The sequence below is a fragment of the Pseudomonas trivialis genome (genome assembly GCF_036864995.1).
In the GTDB taxonomy this organism is placed as follows: Bacteria; Pseudomonadota; Gammaproteobacteria; order Pseudomonadales; family Pseudomonadaceae; genus Aquipseudomonas; species Aquipseudomonas trivialis.
In genome coordinates this window covers 1,104,152-1,122,365 of record NZ_CP142151.1, presented here as the reverse complement: position 1 = coordinate 1,122,365, position 18,214 = coordinate 1,104,152, and the positions used below count along the sequence as shown (strand labels likewise).

Here is an 18,214-nt window from a genome sequence, read left to right as displayed (position 1 = left end):
GCGCTCCTGAAAAGGGAAAGAATCGGTGCACAGCATACACGGGGATGTCAGGGCTTTCGAAACAACTCGCGACTGACCAGTGGCTTGCCCCCCAGGTGCACCGCGAGGGCCTGGCGCATCAGGCGCTTGGCAGCGGACAGCGCGCCGGGCGCGCTCCAGTCCGCCTCGCTCATGGCCAGCAACTCGGCGCCCTGGAACAGCCCCGGCTGCAGCAGGTAGACGCGCTCGAGGCCGGCGTCGACCTGCAGGCGATACATGCCGTCGGCGGCGATGGGCTCACCGTGCAGGTCGTTGCTCAGCTCGAAGCCGTAGCCCAGGTCATCCAGCAGGCGCCATTCGAAGGCACGCAGCAGCGGCTCCAAAGGGCGACCTTCGGCGAGGGCGAGCAAGGTGGCGGCGTAGTGATCGAACACGCCGGGGTGCGGGTCTTCGGCGGGCAGCAGGCGGATCAACAGTTCATTGAGATAGAGGCCACTGAACAGCGCATCGCCATTGAGCCAGGCGGAGGTGCCGACGCTTTCCAGGCGACCGACGTTTTTTAGCTCGCCCTTGCCGCGAAACTCCACGTCCAGCGCCACGAACGGCCGAGCCAGTGTGCCGGCCTTGCCCCGTGCACTGCGCAATACCGCACGCAGGCGGCCCTGGGGCGTGAGGAAGTCCACCAGGGCGCTGGTCTCGCGGTAGGCGCGGCTGTGCAGCACGTAGGCGAGTTGGCTGGGAGGTGGGGGTTGGGACATTGGGTTCTCGCTGCGCGAACACGGTCTGGAAAACAACGATTATCCAATGTGAAAGCGGGCTTGTGTGGGAGCTGGCTTGCCTGCGATAGCATCACCTCGGTACAGCTAACTACCGAGGTGTCTGCATCGCAGGCAAGCCAGCTCCCACACAAGCCCCCCTCCCACATTTTTGCCCTGCGGTGTGCTTACAGGTCGCCGTAGCCCAGTGAGCGCAATGCACGCTCGTCATCGGACCAGCCACCCTTCACCTTCACCCACAGGTTGAGCATGATCTTGGAGTCGAACAGCAGCTCCATGTCCTTGCGCGCTTCGGTGCCGATGCGCTTGATGCGCTCGCCCTTGTCGCCAATGATGATTTTCTTTTGACCGTCACGCTCGACGAGGATCAGCGCGTGGATGTGCAAGGTCTTGCCCTGCTGCTTGAACTCTTCGATTTCAACGGTGATCTGGTACGGCAGCTCGGCGCCCATCTGGCGCATGATTTTCTCTCGCACCAGTTCAGCGGCGAGAAAGCGGCTGCTGCGGTCGGTAATCTGGTCTTCCGGGAAGAAGTGTTCGTTTTCCGGCAGGTAGCCGGCGATCACGCGCTCCAGGGCTTCGAGGTTGTGACCGTGCTGGGCCGAGATCGGCATGATCTGCGCGTTCGGCAGTTGCTCCTGCAGCCAGGTCAGGTGCGGCATCAGCTCGGCTTTGTCTTCGATGCGGTCGGTCTTGTTCAGCGCCACGATCAACGGGCCGGTGACGTACTGCACACGCTCCAGGACCATCTGGTCTTCGTCGGTCCACTTGGTGCGGTCGACCACGAAGATCACCACGTCGACGTCTTTCAACGCCGCCGAGGCGGTTTTGTTCATGTAGCGGTTGAGGGCTTTCTCGCCGCCCTTGTGCATACCCGGGGTGTCGACGTACACCGCCTGCACATGGCCTTCGGTCTTGATGCCGAGCATGTTGTGCCGGGTGGTCTGCGGCTTGCGTGAGGTGATCGCAAGCTTCTGGCCGAGGATATGGTTGAGCAACGTGGACTTGCCCACGTTGGGGCGGCCGACGATGGCAACATAGCCACAGCGTGTTGCGGTTGAATCAGTCATGGCCATTCTCCACGCCCAGGGCAATCAGTGCTGCAGCAGCCGCTACCTGTTCGGCAATACGACGGCTCACACCCTGACCTCGGCTTTTTTCGTTCAATAAGGTGATTTCACATTCCACGAAAAACACGCGGCAATGGGGCTCACCCTGGATATCCACCACTTCGTAGCGTGGCAGTTCGCACCCGCGTGACTGCAGGTATTCCTGCAGGCGGGTCTTGGGATCCTTGTTGGTGTCGACCAGAGTCAGGCTCTCGATCTCCGATGCCAGCCAGGCGACCACACGCTCTTTGGCGGTCTCCATGCCTGCATCCAGGTAGATCGCGCCGATCAGGGCTTCGAGGGCATCGGCCAGGATCGACTCACGACGAAAACCACCGCTCTTCAATTCACCAGAGCCCAGGCGCAGGTACTCGCCCAGGCCGAAACCACGGGCCAGCACGGCCAGGGTCTCGCCTTTGACCAGCCGTGCACGCAGGCGTGACAACTGGCCTTCGCGGGCCTGGGGGAAGCGCTCGAACAACGCCTCACCGGCGGCGAAATTGAGGATGGCATCACCGAGGAATTCCAGACGCTCGTTGTTGCGCCCTGCAAAGCTGCGGTGTGTGAGGGCAAGGACCATCAATTCCTGATCCTTGAAGGTGTAGCCGAGCTGGCGCTCGAGACGACTCAGAGAAACGGTCACGGTTTATCCATATCTAGTTGGTGGCACCGGCGGCCATCGACGATTGACGCAGTGTTCAAATTCAAATCCTGATAGTTACCGCGTGAGGCCGGACATTGTCCAGGCCCCAGAAAAGCATTCGGCGCTGTGTTCACAGCGCCGCCTGTACTACTTGATCAGCCCGACCCGCGAGAAGTTCGGCAGGTGGCTGAGCTTGGGTTCCGGCCAGCTCATCCAGACCGCGAAGGCCTTGCCGACGATATTCTGGTCGGGGACCATGCCCAGCAGCTCCTTGGGAATGCTGGGATCATCCCAGTAGCGGCTGTCGTTGGAGTTGTCGCGGTTGTCGCCCATCATGAAATAGTGCCCGGCCGGCACTTTCCACTCGCCATCGGGCGTGGCGCGGTAGCGGCTCATTTCCTTGCGGATCTGGTGCTCCACCGCACCGAGCTTTTCCTGATACAGCTCGGCGCTGCCCAGGGTGTTCGGCTCGGCGCCCAGCAGCTTCTCGGCCACCGATTCACCGTTGATGAACAGACGCTTGTCGCTGGTGTAGCGAATCACGTCGCCCGGCAGGCCGACCACACGCTTGATGTAGTTGACGTTCGGATCGCTCGGGTAGCGGAACACCATCACGTCGCCGCGCTGCGGGTCACCGACTTCGATGACTTTCTTGTCGACCACCGGCAGGCGAATTCCGTAGGAAAACTTGTTCACCAGGATGAAGTCGCCCACGTCCAGGGTAGGTTTCATCGATCCCGAAGGAATCTGGAACGGCTCCACCAGGAACGAACGCAGCACCAGCACGATGAACAGCACCGGGAAGAACGACTTGCCGTATTCAACCAGCAGCGGTTCCTTGTTCAGCTTCTCGACCACGACCGCGTCAGGCTGGCTGACGCTGCCCTGATACGACGCAATAGCCGCGCGCCGACGTGGCGCGAAGAACACCAGATCGAGCAACGCCAGGAGGCCGCAGACGGCGACGGCAATGACCAGCAACAGCGGGAAATTTAGTGACATAGGACCTAACTATCCAACCTGAGCACCGCAAGGAAGGCTTCTTGTGGAATTTCCACATTGCCCACTTGCTTCATGCGTTTTTTACCGGCCTTTTGCTTCTCAAGCAGCTTGCGCTTACGGCTTACGTCACCGCCGTAGCATTTGGCCAATACGTTCTTTCTGAGAGCCTTGACGGAGGTTCGCGCAATGATCTGCCCGCCAATGGCGGCCTGGATCGCGACGTCGAACATCTGACGCGGAATCAGTTCTTTCATTTTTTCGGTCAACTGGCGACCTTTGTAATGCGCGTTGTCCTTGTGCACGATCAGCGCAAGGGCATCCACTTTGTCGCCGTTGATCAGTACATCCAGTTTCACCAGATTGGCCGATTGGTAGCGGTCGAAATGGTAATCCAGCGAAGCATAGCCGCGACTGGTGGATTTGAGACGGTCGAAGAAGTCCAGGACCACTTCGTTCATCGGCAAATCGTAGGTCACTTGCACCTGGGTACCGAGGAACAGCATGTCGTGCTGCACGCCACGTTTTTCGATACACAGGGTAATCACGTTGCCCAGGTGTTCCTGGGGCACCAGGATATTGGCGCGCACGATCGGTTCGCGCATGTCTTCGATGGAAGACAGGTCTGGAAGCTTGGAGGGGTTGTCGACGTAAATCGTTTCACCGGTTTTCAGCAACAATTCGAAAATAACGGTTGGCGCGGTGGTGATCAGGTCCAGGTCGTATTCGCGCTCAAGGCGCTCCTGAATGATCTCCATGTGCAGCATGCCGAGGAACCCGCAGCGGAAGCCGAAGCCCAGGGCGTCGGAGCTTTCCGGGGTGTATTGCAACGACGAGTCGTTGAGGGTCAGCTTTTGCAGGGCCTCGCGGAAGTCTTCGAAATCGTCGGAGCTGACCGGAAACAGGCCGGCGTAAACCTGCGGCTGGATACGCTTGAAGCCCGGCAGCATGTCGACGTCAGGCGTGGAGCTGAGGGTCAGGGTGTCACCCACCGGCGCACCGTGGATGTCCTTGATACCGGCGATGATGAAGCCTACTTCACCGGCTTTCAGATCCGTGGTCGCGGTATGTTTCGGGTTGAACACACCGACGCTGTCCACCAGGTGGATCTTGCCAGTGGACTTGACCAGGATCTTGTCGCCCTTCTTCACACGGCCGTGGCGCACGCGTACCAGGGAAACAACGCCCAGGTAGTTGTCGAACCAGGAATCGATGATCAACGCTTGCAGCGGATCTTCGTAATTGCCAGTGGGGGCCGGGATGGTCTTGACCAGGCGCTCGAGCACTTCGTCCACGCCCAGGCCGGTCTTGGCGCTGCACTCGACGGCGTCGGTGGCGTCGATGCCGATGATTTTTTCGATTTCTTCCTTGACGCGGTCCGGATCGGCCTGGGGCAGGTCGATCTTGTTCAGCACCGGCATCACTTCAAGGCCCTGCTCGATGGCGGTGTAGCAGTTGGTCACGGACTGGGCTTCCACGCCCTGGCCCGCATCCACTACCAGCAACGCACCTTCGCAGGCTGCCAGCGAGCGGCTGACTTCGTAGGTGAAGTCAACGTGGCCAGGAGTGTCAATGAAGTTCAGCTGGTACCGGATACCGTCTTTGGCGGTGTAGTACAGGGTGACGCTGTGGGCCTTGATGGTGATCCCGCGCTCGCGCTCGAGGTCCATGGAATCCAGGACCTGGGCTTCCATTTCACGCTCGGCAAGGCCGCCGCACATCTGGATGAATCGATCGGCCAGCGTCGACTTGCCATGGTCAATGTGGGCGATGATGGAGAAATTGCGGATATGACTCAAATCACTCACGGATCAACACTCAAAAAGGCTGCAGGCAGATTGCCCGCTGAAAAATAGCCGGGAATTGTACCTGATGCTCGGGCCAGACGTCATCTTTGCTGTCCAGAACGCAAAAGGCCCCGTCAATACGGGGCCTTTCGCTTGCCGGGGCATTCTTACCCGGCGCGGCGCAGCAGCCAGAACCCGGCCAGGGCGCAGATGGCGGTCGGCACCAGCACCGCAAACAGCGGCGAGAAACCGAACACCAGGCTCGACGGCCCGAGCAGATCCTGGGCAATGCGGAAGGTAAAGCCCACCAGCACACCGGTGAATACGCGCTGGCCGAGGGTGACCGAGCGCAACGGGCCGAAGATGAACGAAATCGCCATCAGCACCAGCGCGGCGGTGACCACCGGCTGCAACACCTTGACCCAAAATGCCAGCCAGTAACGGCCGTTGTTCAGGCCCTGGTCCTTGAGGTAATGGATATAGCTCCACAACCCGGAGATCGGCAGGCTTTCCGGGATCATCACCACGGTATTGAGCAGCTCCGGCTTGAGGGCAATGTCCCATTGCTCGGTCGGCACGTTGATCACTTCGGTACTGGCCTTGGTGCCCTGACCCACATTGCGGAAATAAGTGGTGGTGACGTCGGTCAGTTGCCACTGATTGGCGCTGTACTGCGCACGTTTGGCGAAACTGGACGACAACATGTGGCGCTCTTTGTCGAAGGTGTAGCGCGTCACCCCGATCAGCAGGCCGCCTGGTTGCACGGCGTTGATGTGGATGAATTCTTCACCCTGGCGGTGCCACAGGCCGTGCCTGGCGCTTTGCGCATCGCCGGAACCCTGGGCCAGGGCGCGATTGGCCTGGGCGGTGGTTTCGGCCGGCGGCGCGACGTACTCGCCGATCAGCACGCTGCACGCCATCAGCAGCAGCATGGGCTTCATGACCGCCCAGACGATACGGCCGACGGAAACCCCGGCAGCGCGCATGATGGTCAGTTCGCTGTTGCTGGCCAGGCTGCCCAGGCCGATCAGGCAACCGATCAGCGCGGCCATCGGCATCATGTCGTAGAGACGGCGTGGCGCGGTGAGGGCAACGTAGCTCAGCACGTCGGTCACCGTGTAGGTGTCGCTGACGTTGCTGACCTCATCAATAAAGGCAAACAGTGACGCCAGACCGAGGATGATGCCCAATACCGCCAGGATGGCGACCAGTACACTTTTGCCAATGTAGCGATCGAGCTTAACCACGCGCCATCTCCTTCTGGCCACGACGGCTCTTCATTTTCAAGCGGATAGGTTCCCAGTACAGCAGCCCCAGGCCGATCACCAGGAAGATCGCGTGCACCCACCACAGACCAAGGGTCGGCGACAGCTTGCCCTTCTCCAGGGAGCCACGGGCGGAAATCAGGATGGTGAGGTAGGCCATGTACAGCAGGATCGCCGGCAGCAGTTTGAGGAAGCGGCCCTGGCGCGGGTTGACGCGCGACAGCGGCACAGCCATCAGGGTCACGATAAACACCAGCAGCGGCAGGGAAATACGCCATTGCAACTCGGCAATGGAGCGCAGTTCTGTGCTGCCGAACAGCTCCTGGGTGGGGATCGCATCGCGGTCGGTGACTTCGTCGCTGACGTCCGGCCGCGCGAGCATCACGCCGTAGGTGTCGTACTTGATGGCGCGGTAGTCGGCCTGGCCGGGGCTGCCATCATAGCGATAGCCGTTTTCCAGGATCAGGTAGCGGCTGCCGTCGGGGCGCACTTCCTGGCGCCCGGCATCGGCGACCAGCACCGAGATGCCACGGTCCTTCTTGTCCTGGCCCAGGCGTTTTTCGGAGATGAACACCCCGCCGAGGTTGGCGCGGTCGTCGGTCAGGGTTTCGGTGTAGGTCACCCGGGTGCCGTCGTTGAGCGCCTGGAAGCGGCCCGGTTCGAGGGTATCGAACTCGGTCATGGCGTCCTGCTTGTTCAGTACCAGCTGAAATTGCATGGCGCCCTGGGGCGCCAGGCTCAGGCTCAGCCAGGCCACGATCAGCGCAACGCCGGCTGCCGGGATCATGGTCATGGCCAGCAGGCGTTGCTGGCTCATGCCGGTCGCCGACAGCACGGTCATTTCGCTCTCAAGGTACAGTCGGCCATAAGCCAGCAGGATCCCGAGAAACAGGCCCAGCGGCAGGATCAACTGCAAAAAACCCGGCAGGCGAAAGCCCATGATCAGGAACAGCGAACCGGGGTCGAGGGCGCCGGAAGCCGCCTGGGCCAGGTATTTGACGAAACGACCACTCATGATGATGACCAGCAATACCGCACTCACGGCACTCAGGGTCAGCAGGACTTCGCGGGATAGATAACGGAAGACGATCAAACCAGACACTCCAGGGTTGTCAGGCTAAGGCGGCCAAACAAGCAAGCATACCGAGCGACCCGTTTGCACGGGCCGGCTAAAAAGATGGCGCATTATCCTGTGATTGACCGCGCCTGTCACGGAGCAACCTCATGCGCGAGCACAAAGCGTGCGCCGAGGGTTGTCAGGCTTCGCCTGCGAGGTTCAAACTGCGGCCCTTGTCGCGGGCGGTTTACACAGCTGCCTCGCTTTAAGCCTGGCTATACAGACGCCAGGCTCACCGACCTTTATAAGGGACCCGAACATGGAACTGGTTGTAAAAAGCGTTAGCCCCGAAACGTTGAAGACCGCCACCCTCGTGGTCGCCATCGGCGAAGGCCGCAAGCTGGGCGTCGCCGCCAGCCAACTCGACGAATTGAGCGGCGGCGCCATCAGCGCGATCCTCAAGCGCGGCGACCTGGCCGGCAAAGTGGGCCAGTGCCTGCTGCTGCAAAGCCTGCCCAACCTCAAGGCCGACCGCGTATTGCTGGTGGGAGTGGGCAAGGACGCCGAACTGGGTGACCGCCCGTTCCGCAAGATCATCAGCACCCTCCTCACCACCCTCAAGGGCCTGGGCGGCACCGAGGCCGTGCTGGCACTCGATGAAATCGTCGTCAAGGGCCGTGACAGCTACGGCAAGACCCGCCTGCTGGCCGAAAGCCTGGTGGACGGCGGCTACGTGTTCGATCAGTTCAAAAGCCAGAAAGCCGAACCGCGCGCGCTCAAGAAAATCACCCTGCTGACCATCAAAGCCGCCCAGGCCGAAGTGCAGCGCGCCGTGACCCACGCCACCGCGATTGCCAACGGCATGTCGTTCACCCGTGACCTGGGCAACCTGCCGCCGAACATCTGCCACCCGACGTACCTGGGCGAACAGGCCAAGGCACTGGGCAAGGAGTTCAAGGGGCTGAAGGTTGAAGTGCTGGACGAGAAAAAGATCAAGGAACTGGGCATGGGCTCGTTCTACGCCGTGGGTCAGGGCAGCGACCAGCCTCCACGCTTGATCGTGATGCAATACAACGGCGGCAAGAAGTCCGAGAAGCCTTACGCCCTGGTAGGTAAAGGCATCACGTTCGACACCGGCGGCATCAGCCTCAAGCCTGGCCTGGGCATGGACGAGATGAAGTACGACATGGGCGGCGCCGCAAGCGTGTTCGGCACCCTGCGTGCCGTGCTGGAACTCAAGCTGCCGATCAACCTGGTGTGCATCCTGGCCTGCGCCGAGAACATGCCGAGCGGCGGCGCGACCCGTCCGGGCGATATCGTCACTACCCTGAGCGGCCAGACCGTCGAGATCCTCAACACCGACGCCGAAGGCCGCCTGGTGCTGTGCGACGCCCTCACCTACGCCGAGCGCTTCAAGCCACAGGCCGTGATCGACATCGCAACCCTGACCGGCGCCTGCGTGGTCGCCCTGGGCGCCCATACTTCGGGCCTTTTGGGCAATAACGACGAGTTGATCGAGCAACTGCTCAGCGCCGGCCAGGCAGCCGACGACCGCGCCTGGCAATTGCCGCTGTTCGACGAGTACCAGGAACAGCTGGACAGCCCGTTCGCCGACATCGCCAACATTGGCGGCCCGAAAGCCGGCACCATCACCGCGGCCTGCTTCCTGTCGCGCTTTGCCAAGAACTTCAACTGGGCCCACCTGGACATCGCCGGCACCGCCTGGACCAGCGGCGGCAAGGATAAGGGCGCCACCGGCCGTCCGGTGCCCCTGCTGACCCAGTACCTGCTGGATCGCGCCAAGGCCTGAAACTGAAGACGCCGGGGCGGTGATCATTTCGCCGTCCCGGCCTCAGGAACCGCAATGACCCAAGTCGACTTCTATATATTGCCCAGCGCCGACCCGCTCGCGCGCCTGGACTTTGCCTGCAAGCTCACCGAAAAAGCCTGGCGCATGGGCCACCGCATCTACCTGCATTGCAGCGATGCCGGCCAGCGCGATGAGCTGGATGCGCGCCTGTGGCGCTTCAAGGGCGAAAGCTTCGTGCCCCACGGTCCCGCAGAATCCGAACCCGACGGCCGTGTGGTGCTGGGGTTGGGCGACAGCTGCGGCGATCACCAGGACCTGCTGATCAACCTGGACCTGAAAGTACCGGCCTTTGCCAGGGCATTCGCCCGCGTGGCGGAGGTGGTGGTGGAAGACCCGGCTGTTCGTCAGGCCGCGCGGGAGAGTTTTCGTTTCTATCGCGAACAGGGCTATCCTCTGCAGGATCACCGGCTACAACGACTTTGAGTAGATGATGGACACGCCAAACCCGATTAAAAAAGACGACCATTTACTGGACGACCTCGAGTCGATCCGTCAGCTGCTGGGTGATGATGACCTGCAGCCGCCGTTGCTGACCGAAGCGGTGGTGGACGAGGCACAGATTGCCATGGCGTTCGACACGCCAGCACCGAAGCCTGCCGCCGCGACAGCGGAAAAACCGCAGGACGCCCTGTTGCTGCACCTGGACAACGAGCTGCGTGCCGCTGCGCAATTGATCATGCAGGACGTGATCGACGATTACGCCCCGCACATCGAAACCGAGATCAAGCGCCGACTGGGTGCACGGATGGAGCGGCTGCTCAGCCAATACCAGTCCTGAGCTTCACCCATATCCCGTGTGGGAGGGGGCTTGCTCCCGATAGCGGTGTGTCAGTCATCAATTCATAGCTGATACGCCACTATCGGGAGCAAGCCCCCTCCCACAGTTGATCGCGTACCCCTTAAGCCTGTCTTCGTCTCGCCCTCTCCCCTATCCCCCGTTATACTTGCCGGCTTTCCTGAATAAATGCCAACTAGGGTCCCGCCGCGCATGGATAAGACCTATCAGCCCCACGCTATTGAAACTTCCTGGTACAACACCTGGGAGTCCGAGAATTATTTCGCCCCACAAGGTGCGGGCGACCCCTACACCATCATGATTCCGCCACCGAACGTCACTGGCAGCCTGCACATGGGCCATGGCTTCAACAATGCAATCATGGATGCGTTGATCCGTTTCCGCCGCATGCAGGGTCGAGACACCCTGTGGCAGCCGGGCACCGACCACGCCGGCATCGCCACGCAGATGCTGGTGGAGCGTCAACTGGAAGCCACCGGCCAAAGCCGTCATGACCTGGGCCGCGAGAAATTCCTGGAGAAGATCTGGGAATGGAAAGACCAGTCCGGCGGCAATATCAGCCGTCAGATCCGCCGCCTGGGTTCGTCCGTCGACTGGAGCCGCGAGCGCTTCACCATGGACGATGGCCTGTCGGAGGCGGTGAAAGAAGCCTTCGTGCGCCTGCATGAAGACGGCCTGATCTACCGTGGCAAGCGCCTGGTCAACTGGGACACCAAGCTGCATACGGCAATCTCCGATCTTGAAGTGGAAAACCACGACGAGAAAGGTTTCCTGTGGAACCTCAAATACCCGCTGGCCGACGGCGCCAAGACCGCCGAAGGCAACGACTACCTGATCGTCGCCACCACCCGTCCGGAAACAATGCTCGGCGATGCCGCCGTCGCGGTTAACCCGAATGACGAGCGCTACCAGGCCCTGATCGGCAAATTCGTCGAGCTGCCGCTGGTCGGCCGCCGCATTCCGATCATCGCGGACGACTACTGCGATCCCGAATTCGGCACCGGCTGCGTGAAGATCACCCCGGCCCACGATTTCAACGACTATGAAGTCGGCAAGCGCCACAACCTGCCGCTGGTGAACATCTTCGATAAAAACGCCGCCGTATTGCCGGCCTGCCAGGTGTTCAACCTGGACGGCACACTCAACGACAGCATCGACGGCAAGATCCCGGCCGCATACGCAGGCCTGGACCGTTTCGAAGCGCGCAAGCAGATCGTTGCCGCGTTCGATGCCGCCGGCCTGCTGGTGAGCGTGGACGACCACGGTCTGAAAGTGCCGAAGGGCGACCGCTCCGGCACCGTGATCGAACCGTGGTTGACCGACCAGTGGTATGTGTCCACCAAGCCGCTGGCCGAGCCTGCGATTGCCGCTGTCGAAGACGGTCGCATCCAGTTCGTGCCCAAGCAGTACGAAAACATGTACTTCTCGTGGATGCGTGACATCCAGGATTGGTGCATCAGCCGTCAACTGTGGTGGGGCCATCGCATTCCGGCCTGGTACGACGAGTCGGGCAAGGTCTATGTCGGACGCGACGAAGCCGAAGTACGGGCCAAGCACAACCTGGGCGCGGACATTGCGCTGCAACAGGACAACGACGTACTCGACACCTGGTTCAGCTCGGGCCTGTGGACGTTCTCGACGCTCGGCTGGCCGCAGCAGACTGAATTCCTCAAGAAATTCCACTCCACCGACGTGCTGGTCACCGGCTTCGATATCATTTTCTTCTGGGTTGCCCGGATGATCATGCTCACCATGCACCTGGTGAAAAACGAAGACGGCACGCCGCAGGTGCCATTCAAGACCGTGTATGTGCACGGCCTGGTGCGTGATGGCCAGGGCCAGAAGATGTCCAAGTCCAAAGGCAACGTCCTGGACCCGCTGGACATCATCGACGGCATCGAACTCGAAGCGCTGGTAGAAAAGCGCACCTCGGGCCTGATGCAGCCGAAACTGGCGAAGAAAATCGAGAAGCAGACCCGCGACGAATTCGCCGACGGCATTGCCAGCTATGGCACCGACGCCCTGCGCTTTACCTTCTGCTCGCTGGCGTCCACCGGTCGCGACATCAAGTTCGACATGGGCCGCGTCGAAGGCTATCGCAACTTCTGCAACAAGATCTGGAACGCCGCGCGCTACGTGCTGGACAAAGGCGAGGACTGCGGTCAGAACGGCGAAGCCTATGAGCTGAGCCTGGCTGATCGCTGGATTATCTCGCAGTTGCAGCGCACCGAAGCCGAAGTGACCCGCCAGCTCGACCAGTTCCGTTTCGACCTGGCGGCACAGGCCTTGTACGAGTTCATCTGGAACCAGTATTGCGACTGGTACCTGGAGCTTTCCAAGCCGGTGCTGTGGGACGAAAACGCGCCGGTCGAACGCCAGCGCGGCACCCGTCGCACCCTGGTGCGCGTGCTGGAAGTGGCGCTGCGCCTGGCGCATCCGTTCATGCCGTTCATCACCGAAGAAATCTGGCAGCGCCTGGCGCCGCTGGCCGGTATCGACGGCAAAACCATCATGCTGCAGCCGTGGCCGGTGGCCAATGAAGCCCGCATCGATGAAGCCGCCGAAAGCGATATCGAATGGCTCAAGACCCTGATGCTCGGCACGCGCAACATCCGCGCCGAAATGAACATCGGGCCGGGCAAGCCACTCGCAGTGTTCGTCAAGAACGCCAGCGCCGAGGATCAGCGTCGTCTCGATGAGAACGATGCGCTGCTCAAGAAACTGGCGAAGCTGGAGTCGATCACCGTGTTGGCTGATGGCGCCGAAGCACCGCTGTCGGCCACCGCACTGGTGGGCGACATGGAAGTGCTGGTGCCGATGGCCGGGCTGATCGACAAGGGCGCGGAACTGGCCCGTCTCGACAAGGAAATGCTGCGCCTGCAAGGCGAAGTGCAACGGGTAGGCGGCAAGCTGTCCAACGCGGCCTTCGTCGACAAGGCGCCAGCTGAAGTGATCGACAAGGAACGCGCCAAGCTGGCCGAGGCTGAACAGGCCCTGGGCAAGCTGGCGGAGCAGCATGCGCGGATTTCCAGCCTGTAAGGCTTGAGCCGTGTGAGAAAAGAGACCTTCGGGTCTCTTTTTTTGCCCTGCAAACCCGATCAGTGTGGGAGCTGGCTTGCCTGCGATGCAGGCGACTCGGTCTGGCAGTCCAACCGAGGGGGATGCTATCGCAGGCAAGCCAGGTCCCACATTTAACCCAGGTAGACAGGGGGAATGTGTGACAATGCCCCCCACTTTGAGCCAACACCAGAATCAACATGACCGCCCCCACTACGCCTAAACCTCCGCGCAAGAAGCCCAAAACCGCCGCCACGGCCAAGCCCGTCGCACCGCGCAAAGAGGCTACCCTGCACCCGCGCAACCGCCACACAGGCCGTTACGACTTCCCGGCGTTGATCAAGACCACGCCGGAACTGGCGCAATTCGTGATCATCAACCCGTATGGCAAGGAAAGCATCGACTTCGCCAGCCCCGACGCGGTGCGCGTCTTCAATCGGGCGTTGCTCAAGTCGTTCTATGGCATCCAGCATTGGGATATACCGGCCGACTACCTGTGCCCGCCGGTGCCGGGGCGCGCCGACTACGTGCACTTCCTCGCCGACCTGCTGGTCAGCGGCAATGAAGGCAAGATCCCGCGTGGTTCGATCGTCAAGGTGCTGGATATCGGCATGGGCGCCAACTGCGTCTACCCGCTGATTGGCTACATGGAATACCGCTGGAACTTCCTCGGCTCCGAGGTGGACCCTACCGCCGTCGCAGCGGCCAAGGCCATCGTGCAGTCCAACGACCTGAGCAAGGTCATCCAGCTGCGTCTGCAACCCAACCCGAAGCAGATCCTGCTGGGCCTGCTGGAGCCGGGCGAGCGTTTTGACCTGACCATGTGCAACCCGCCGTTCCACGCGTCCATGGATGAAGCCACCAAGGGCAGTGAACGCAAATGGCGTGCCCTGGGCAGGGCCGATCCGAAGCGAAAGCTGCCGGTGCTGAACTTCGGTGGCCAGTCGGCCGAGCTGTGGTGTGAAGGCGGCGAAGCGCGCTTCGTGACGCAGTTGATCGCCGAGAGCGCGCATTTTGCGCACAAGGTGCTGTGGTTCAGCACCCTGGTGTCAAAAGCCTCCAACCTGCCGACCATCGAAACCGCCCTGAAAAAAGCCGGCGTGCTGGAGAGCCAGGTGGTGGAGATGTCACAGGGGCAAAAGCAGAGCCGGTTCGTGGCCTGGACTTTCCAGACCAAAAACGAACAGCAACTGTGGCGCCAGCGCTGGGTGCGCTAGGACTAAATCGCAGGCAACAAAAAACCGTGCCCGGATCGCTCCGGAGCACGGTTTTTTTTGCTGCGTCTTACTTGTTAACAGCGTCGGTCAGGCCTTTGGCCACAACCAGCTTGATAACTTTTTTGGCAGCGATTTCGATGGCAGCGCCAGTCGAAGGGTTACGGCCAGTACGGGCAGGACGCTCGGTCACTTTCAGTTTGCCAACGCCTGGCAGAGTGATTTCGCCGCCGTTTTCCAGCTGATCGGCAACAACCTGGCTCAGTTGGTCCAGCAGAGCGCGCACGGTGGTTTTCGGTGCGTCTACTGCTTCAGCCAGGTCAGCGATCAGTTGGTCTTTAGTAATAGCCATTGTGGTGTTCCTTCCCTATCAAATTCATATGGATTGCAGAGTGCAGTGTCAGCCATCGAGCCCTGCCATCTAGGCCTGGCACCCCTGGCTTATAACCGTCGGAGATCGGGGTTATAGATGCTCTAAACAGGGATTGGTTCGACCTGACAGATGCTGAATGCACGCTTAACGCCGAGACTTGGCGCAAGACCGGGCAAAACTAGCACAGAGACGGGGAAATATCCGCCTCTACCTACCCATTTGGTCAGCTTTATCGCTCTAAACCGTGAAAAAAAGGCATATGGCCCGTAAGCGAGCGGGCAAAACAGCTTCCAGGCGCGCCCCGACCAATGGGTGCGGTACACTGGACGACTTTTTGGGGAGGCCCACCGCTCCCCCTCAACCAGCCGAGAAGCCTATGCCGATCCGTCATTGCATCGTCCACCTGATCGACAAAAAACCCGACGGCACACCTGCAGTTCTTCATGCGCGCGACTCGGAGCTGTCCGAATCGGCCGCCATCGAGAACATGCTGGCCGACCTCAACGAGAGCTACAACGCCAAGCAAGGCAAGGCCTGGGGGTTTTTCCATGCCGAGTCCGGCGCGCACCCGTTCAGCGGCTGGTTGAAAGAGTATTTCGACGGTGGCCAGGATTTCACCGCCTTCAGCCGCACAGCGGTCGAGCATCTGCAAAAGCTGATGGAAGAGTCCAACCTCTCCACCGGCGGCCATGTGCTGTTTGCCCACTACCAGCAAGGCATGACCGACTACCTGGCGATCGCCCTGCTCCACCACAGCGAAGGCGTGGCGGTGACCGACGAGCTGGACGTAACCCCGTCACGCCATCTGGACCTTGGCCAGTTGCACCTGGCGGCGCGCATCAACGTGTCCGAGTGGCAGAACAACAAACAGTCCAGGCAGTACATCTCGTTCATCAAGGGCAAGAACGGCAAGAAGGTCTCGGAATACTTCCGCGACTTCATCGGCTGCCAGGAAGGCGTCGACGGCCCCGGCGAAACCCGCACCCTGCTCAAGGCGTTCAGCGACTTCGTTGAGAGCGAAGACCTGCCGGACGAGTCCGCCCGCGAAAAGACCAAGACCCTGGTGGACTACGCCAGCAGCCAGGCCAAGCTTGGCGAGCCCATGGGCCTGGAGGAACTGTCGGGCCTGATCGACGAGGATCGGCCCAAGGCGTTCTATGACCACATCCGCAACAAGGATTACGGCCTGTCGCCGGAGATTCCGGCCGATAAGCGCACCCTTAACCAGTTCCGCCGCTTCACCGGCCGCGCCGAAGGCCTCTCGATCAGCTTTGAAGCGCACCTGCTGGGCGACAAGATCGAGTACGACGAAGCCGCAGGCACGCTGATCATCAAGGGCCTGCCGACCCAACTGACCGACCAGCTCAAGCGCCGCAACTGATGCTCGGCGGGGTCTTTAAAAAAGTCCTGCTGGTGTTGCTGGTCGTGGTGGTGATCCAGAACTGGGGCAAGATCGAGCGGGCGTTCAATCCGTCGCAGGTGGTGTCGGAGCAGGTACGCACGTCGGCGCGCGTGGTGCTTTATTCCACGCAATGGTGTGGCTACTGCAAGCAGATCCGCCGCTTTCTGGACAAGAAAGGCATTCCTTACCAGGCCTTCGATATAGAGAAGGACGCCCAGGCCCGCACGGCGTACGAAGCGCTGGGCGGCGGCGGCATTCCGTTTGTGGACGTGAACGGCACGTTGATTCGGGATTACAACCCGGACGCGATCATGGCGGCGCTGAAATAATCAGCGCACCACGATCACCCGGCCCAGCAGGCTGTGTTGCTCGAACCCCAGCACGGCCTGCAAAGCCGTCAGCACGGCCGCCGGGTCCTTGCTTGGAAAGCTGCCGCTCACGCGCCTGGCGCCCATCTCCTCGTTGAGCAACAGGATCCGCCCCGGATAATAGCGGCCCAGGTCCTTGATCACGTCGGCCAACGGCGCCTTGTAATAGTTGAGCCAACCCTCGCGCCAGGCCAGGCGTGATTCGCTGTCGACCGCGTGCAAGGGCTCGGCCAGTCCATCGGCATAAGCCACTTGCTGGCCGGCCGTCAGGATCTGCTGCGGGCCCTGCTTTGAAGCGGTGACACCGACGCGCCCCGACAACACCGTCACCTCGGCGCCCGCCGGTTGCAGGCGCACTTCGAACTGCGTGCCCAGCACCCGCGCTTCTCCACTGCCCGCCTCGACCGCGAAGGGCTCGCCGGTGTGGCTCACCTTGAAAAAACCGGCACCGCGACGCAACCGGATATGCCGCTCACCATGGCTGAAATCCACGGCAATCGCGCTGTCCGCATCGAGGGTGACGCTGGATTGATCGACGAGCATAAAAGTCTTCACCTCCCCCGGCGCGGTCACGTAATCGGCGCCCAAGTCATCGACCCAACGCGACGGCTGCCAGCCGGCGCCCATCGATACCATCACCAGCAGACAGGCGGCCATCGCCAGCGCACCCGACCAGCGCGCCACCCGCGAGCGCCTGGAGGTGGCCATGGCGTTCAGGTAGCCCTGCAACACAAGCACCTCTTCATCCGCGAGTGTTCGCGCAGGCTCTTCGCTCAATTCCCACAGCACCTGGGCCTGGGAGTACGCCTCGGCATGGGCGGGGTCGGCCCGCAGCCAGTGGCTGAACCTGAACTGGTCGCCGCTGCTGGGCTCATCGTGCAGCAGGCTCAGCCAGGCGAGCGCGGCCTGTTGCTGAGCGGGGGTCGGTTGGACGTTCACGGTGCTTTCCCTGGCGTGCGTGGAGGCGGTGGCTCGCGAAGGCTGGCCTTGCAGGCTTCGAGGGCGCGCATCATATGTTTTTCCACGGCGCTTTGGGACAGCCCCATGGCCTTGGCGATCTGCGCGTATTTGCGCCCGTGGATGCGGTTGAGCAGGAAGATCTGCCGGGTTCGCTCCGGCAGGCTGCGCAGGGCGGCTTCGACGTGACGCAGATCATTGCCCGCCTCCAGCGCGGCCTGGGGTTCGGCGCCGTGATTGTCCTGTTGCTCCGGCAGCCAGCCTTCACGGCTGCGCACGCGGGCACCTTCGCTGCGCAGGTGGTCAATGGCGATGTTGCCGGCGCAGCGCAGCAGATAAGTGCTGAGTTCCTCGACCTGCACCAGCGGCCGGCGCCAGAAGCGCAGGAACAAATCCTGCACCAGGTCGGCCGCTGTCGCGCGGCAACCGACGCGCCGGCTCACAAGGGCTTCCATCTGCGAACGCTGAGACAAAAACACCTGCAGAAAATGCGCACGGCCGCACACTGCATCAGCGGGTGGGCTGTCTTCGGAATCCGGTGGCATGCTGATCATCATGGCGG

At 61.4% G+C, this 18,214-nt stretch carries 17 protein-coding genes; 7 read left to right on the top strand and 10 right to left on the bottom strand.

The genetic code is table 11. The annotated features are described in order from the left end of the window. Window positions 1-47: 47 nt before the first annotated feature. The 7 genes from recO to lptF form a co-directional block, all read right to left on the bottom strand. Complete coding sequence (gene recO, locus VRB54_RS04900) at window positions 48-737, bottom strand: DNA repair protein RecO (RefSeq protein ID WP_338479736.1); 690 nt, start codon at window positions 735-737, stop codon at window positions 48-50. Window positions 738-922: 185 nt separating this feature from the next. Then, window positions 923-1,825 carry a GTPase Era gene (era, locus tag VRB54_RS04895; RefSeq protein ID WP_124422514.1) on the bottom strand — a complete coding sequence of 301 codons (903 nt, stop codon included), beginning with the start codon at window positions 1,823-1,825 and terminating at the stop codon, window positions 923-925. Next, a complete protein-coding gene (rnc, locus tag VRB54_RS04890; RefSeq protein WP_003188856.1) occupies window positions 1,818-2,507 on the bottom strand; it encodes a ribonuclease III in 690 nt (229 codons plus the stop codon). Before rnc ends, era begins: the two co-directional genes overlap by 8 nt. Window positions 2,508-2,654: 147 nt before the next feature. Further along, window positions 2,655-3,509 carry a signal peptidase I gene (lepB, locus tag VRB54_RS04885; RefSeq protein ID WP_057006740.1) on the bottom strand — a complete coding sequence of 285 codons (855 nt, stop codon included), beginning with the start codon at window positions 3,507-3,509 and terminating at the stop codon, window positions 2,655-2,657. Window positions 3,510-3,514: 5 nt separating this feature from the next. Continuing rightward, complete coding sequence (lepA, locus tag VRB54_RS04880; RefSeq protein ID WP_338479735.1) at window positions 3,515-5,314, bottom strand: translation elongation factor 4; 1,800 nt, start codon at window positions 5,312-5,314, stop codon at window positions 3,515-3,517. A 146-nt stretch (window positions 5,315-5,460) separates the two neighbouring features. Then, window positions 5,461-6,540, bottom strand: coding sequence for an LPS export ABC transporter permease LptG (gene lptG / locus VRB54_RS04875; protein WP_057006742.1), 1,080 nt, complete (start codon window positions 6,538-6,540; stop codon window positions 5,461-5,463). Further along, a complete protein-coding gene (lptF, locus tag VRB54_RS04870; RefSeq protein WP_338479734.1) occupies window positions 6,533-7,651 on the bottom strand; it encodes an LPS export ABC transporter permease LptF in 1,119 nt (372 codons plus the stop codon). The genes lptG and lptF overlap by 8 nt, the downstream gene beginning before the upstream one ends. A gap of 283 nt (window positions 7,652-7,934) precedes the next feature. Between lptF and VRB54_RS04865 the strand changes: the two genes are divergently transcribed. From VRB54_RS04865 to rlmF, 5 genes are all read left to right on the top strand, one after another. Further along, entirely contained in the window at window positions 7,935-9,425 is a 1,491-nt protein-coding gene (locus tag VRB54_RS04865) for a leucyl aminopeptidase (protein WP_231423036.1), read from the top strand. Window positions 9,426-9,479: 54 nt separating this feature from the next. Continuing rightward, window positions 9,480-9,908 carry a DNA polymerase III subunit chi gene (locus VRB54_RS04860; RefSeq protein ID WP_338479733.1) on the top strand — a complete coding sequence of 143 codons (429 nt, stop codon included), beginning with the start codon at window positions 9,480-9,482 and terminating at the stop codon, window positions 9,906-9,908. Between the two features lie 7 nt (window positions 9,909-9,915). Then, window positions 9,916-10,263: a DNA polymerase III subunit chi gene (locus VRB54_RS04855; protein WP_338481055.1), complete on the top strand. Its 348-nt coding sequence runs from the start codon at window positions 9,916-9,918 to the stop codon at window positions 10,261-10,263. Between the two features lie 210 nt (window positions 10,264-10,473). Next, a complete protein-coding gene (locus VRB54_RS04850; RefSeq protein WP_338479732.1) occupies window positions 10,474-13,320 on the top strand; it encodes a valine--tRNA ligase in 2,847 nt (948 codons plus the stop codon). Window positions 13,321-13,538: 218 nt separating this feature from the next. Beyond that, window positions 13,539-14,555, top strand: coding sequence for a 23S rRNA (adenine(1618)-N(6))-methyltransferase RlmF (rlmF, locus tag VRB54_RS04845; protein WP_338479731.1), 1,017 nt, complete (start codon window positions 13,539-13,541; stop codon window positions 14,553-14,555). Between the two features lie 67 nt (window positions 14,556-14,622). Here rlmF and VRB54_RS04840 read toward each other — a convergent pair whose 3' ends face one another. After that, window positions 14,623-14,904, bottom strand: coding sequence for an HU family DNA-binding protein (locus VRB54_RS04840; RefSeq protein ID WP_003188840.1), 282 nt, complete (start codon window positions 14,902-14,904; stop codon window positions 14,623-14,625). Window positions 14,905-15,301: 397 nt separating this feature from the next. Here VRB54_RS04840 and yejK point away from each other — a divergent pair, with 397 nt between their 5' ends. After that, window positions 15,302-16,306 carry a nucleoid-associated protein YejK gene (gene yejK, locus VRB54_RS04835; RefSeq protein ID WP_338479730.1) on the top strand — a complete coding sequence of 335 codons (1,005 nt, stop codon included), beginning with the start codon at window positions 15,302-15,304 and terminating at the stop codon, window positions 16,304-16,306. Then, a complete protein-coding gene (locus VRB54_RS04830) occupies window positions 16,306-16,656 on the top strand; it encodes a glutaredoxin family protein (RefSeq protein WP_338479729.1) in 351 nt (116 codons plus the stop codon). Before yejK ends, VRB54_RS04830 begins: the two co-directional genes overlap by 1 nt. On the opposite strand, the gene VRB54_RS04825 is transcribed toward VRB54_RS04830, so the two are convergent. Together VRB54_RS04825 and VRB54_RS04820 are read right to left on the bottom strand one after the other, a co-directional pair. Next, entirely contained in the window at window positions 16,657-17,634 is a 978-nt protein-coding gene (locus tag VRB54_RS04825) for a FecR family protein (protein ID WP_338479728.1), read from the bottom strand. It abuts the gene before it with no gap. Further along, window positions 17,631-18,209, bottom strand: a complete 579-nt coding sequence (locus tag VRB54_RS04820; RefSeq protein ID WP_338479727.1) for an RNA polymerase sigma factor — start codon at window positions 18,207-18,209, stop codon at window positions 17,631-17,633. Before VRB54_RS04820 ends, VRB54_RS04825 begins: the two co-directional genes overlap by 4 nt. Between the last annotated feature and the right edge of the window lie 5 nt (window positions 18,210-18,214).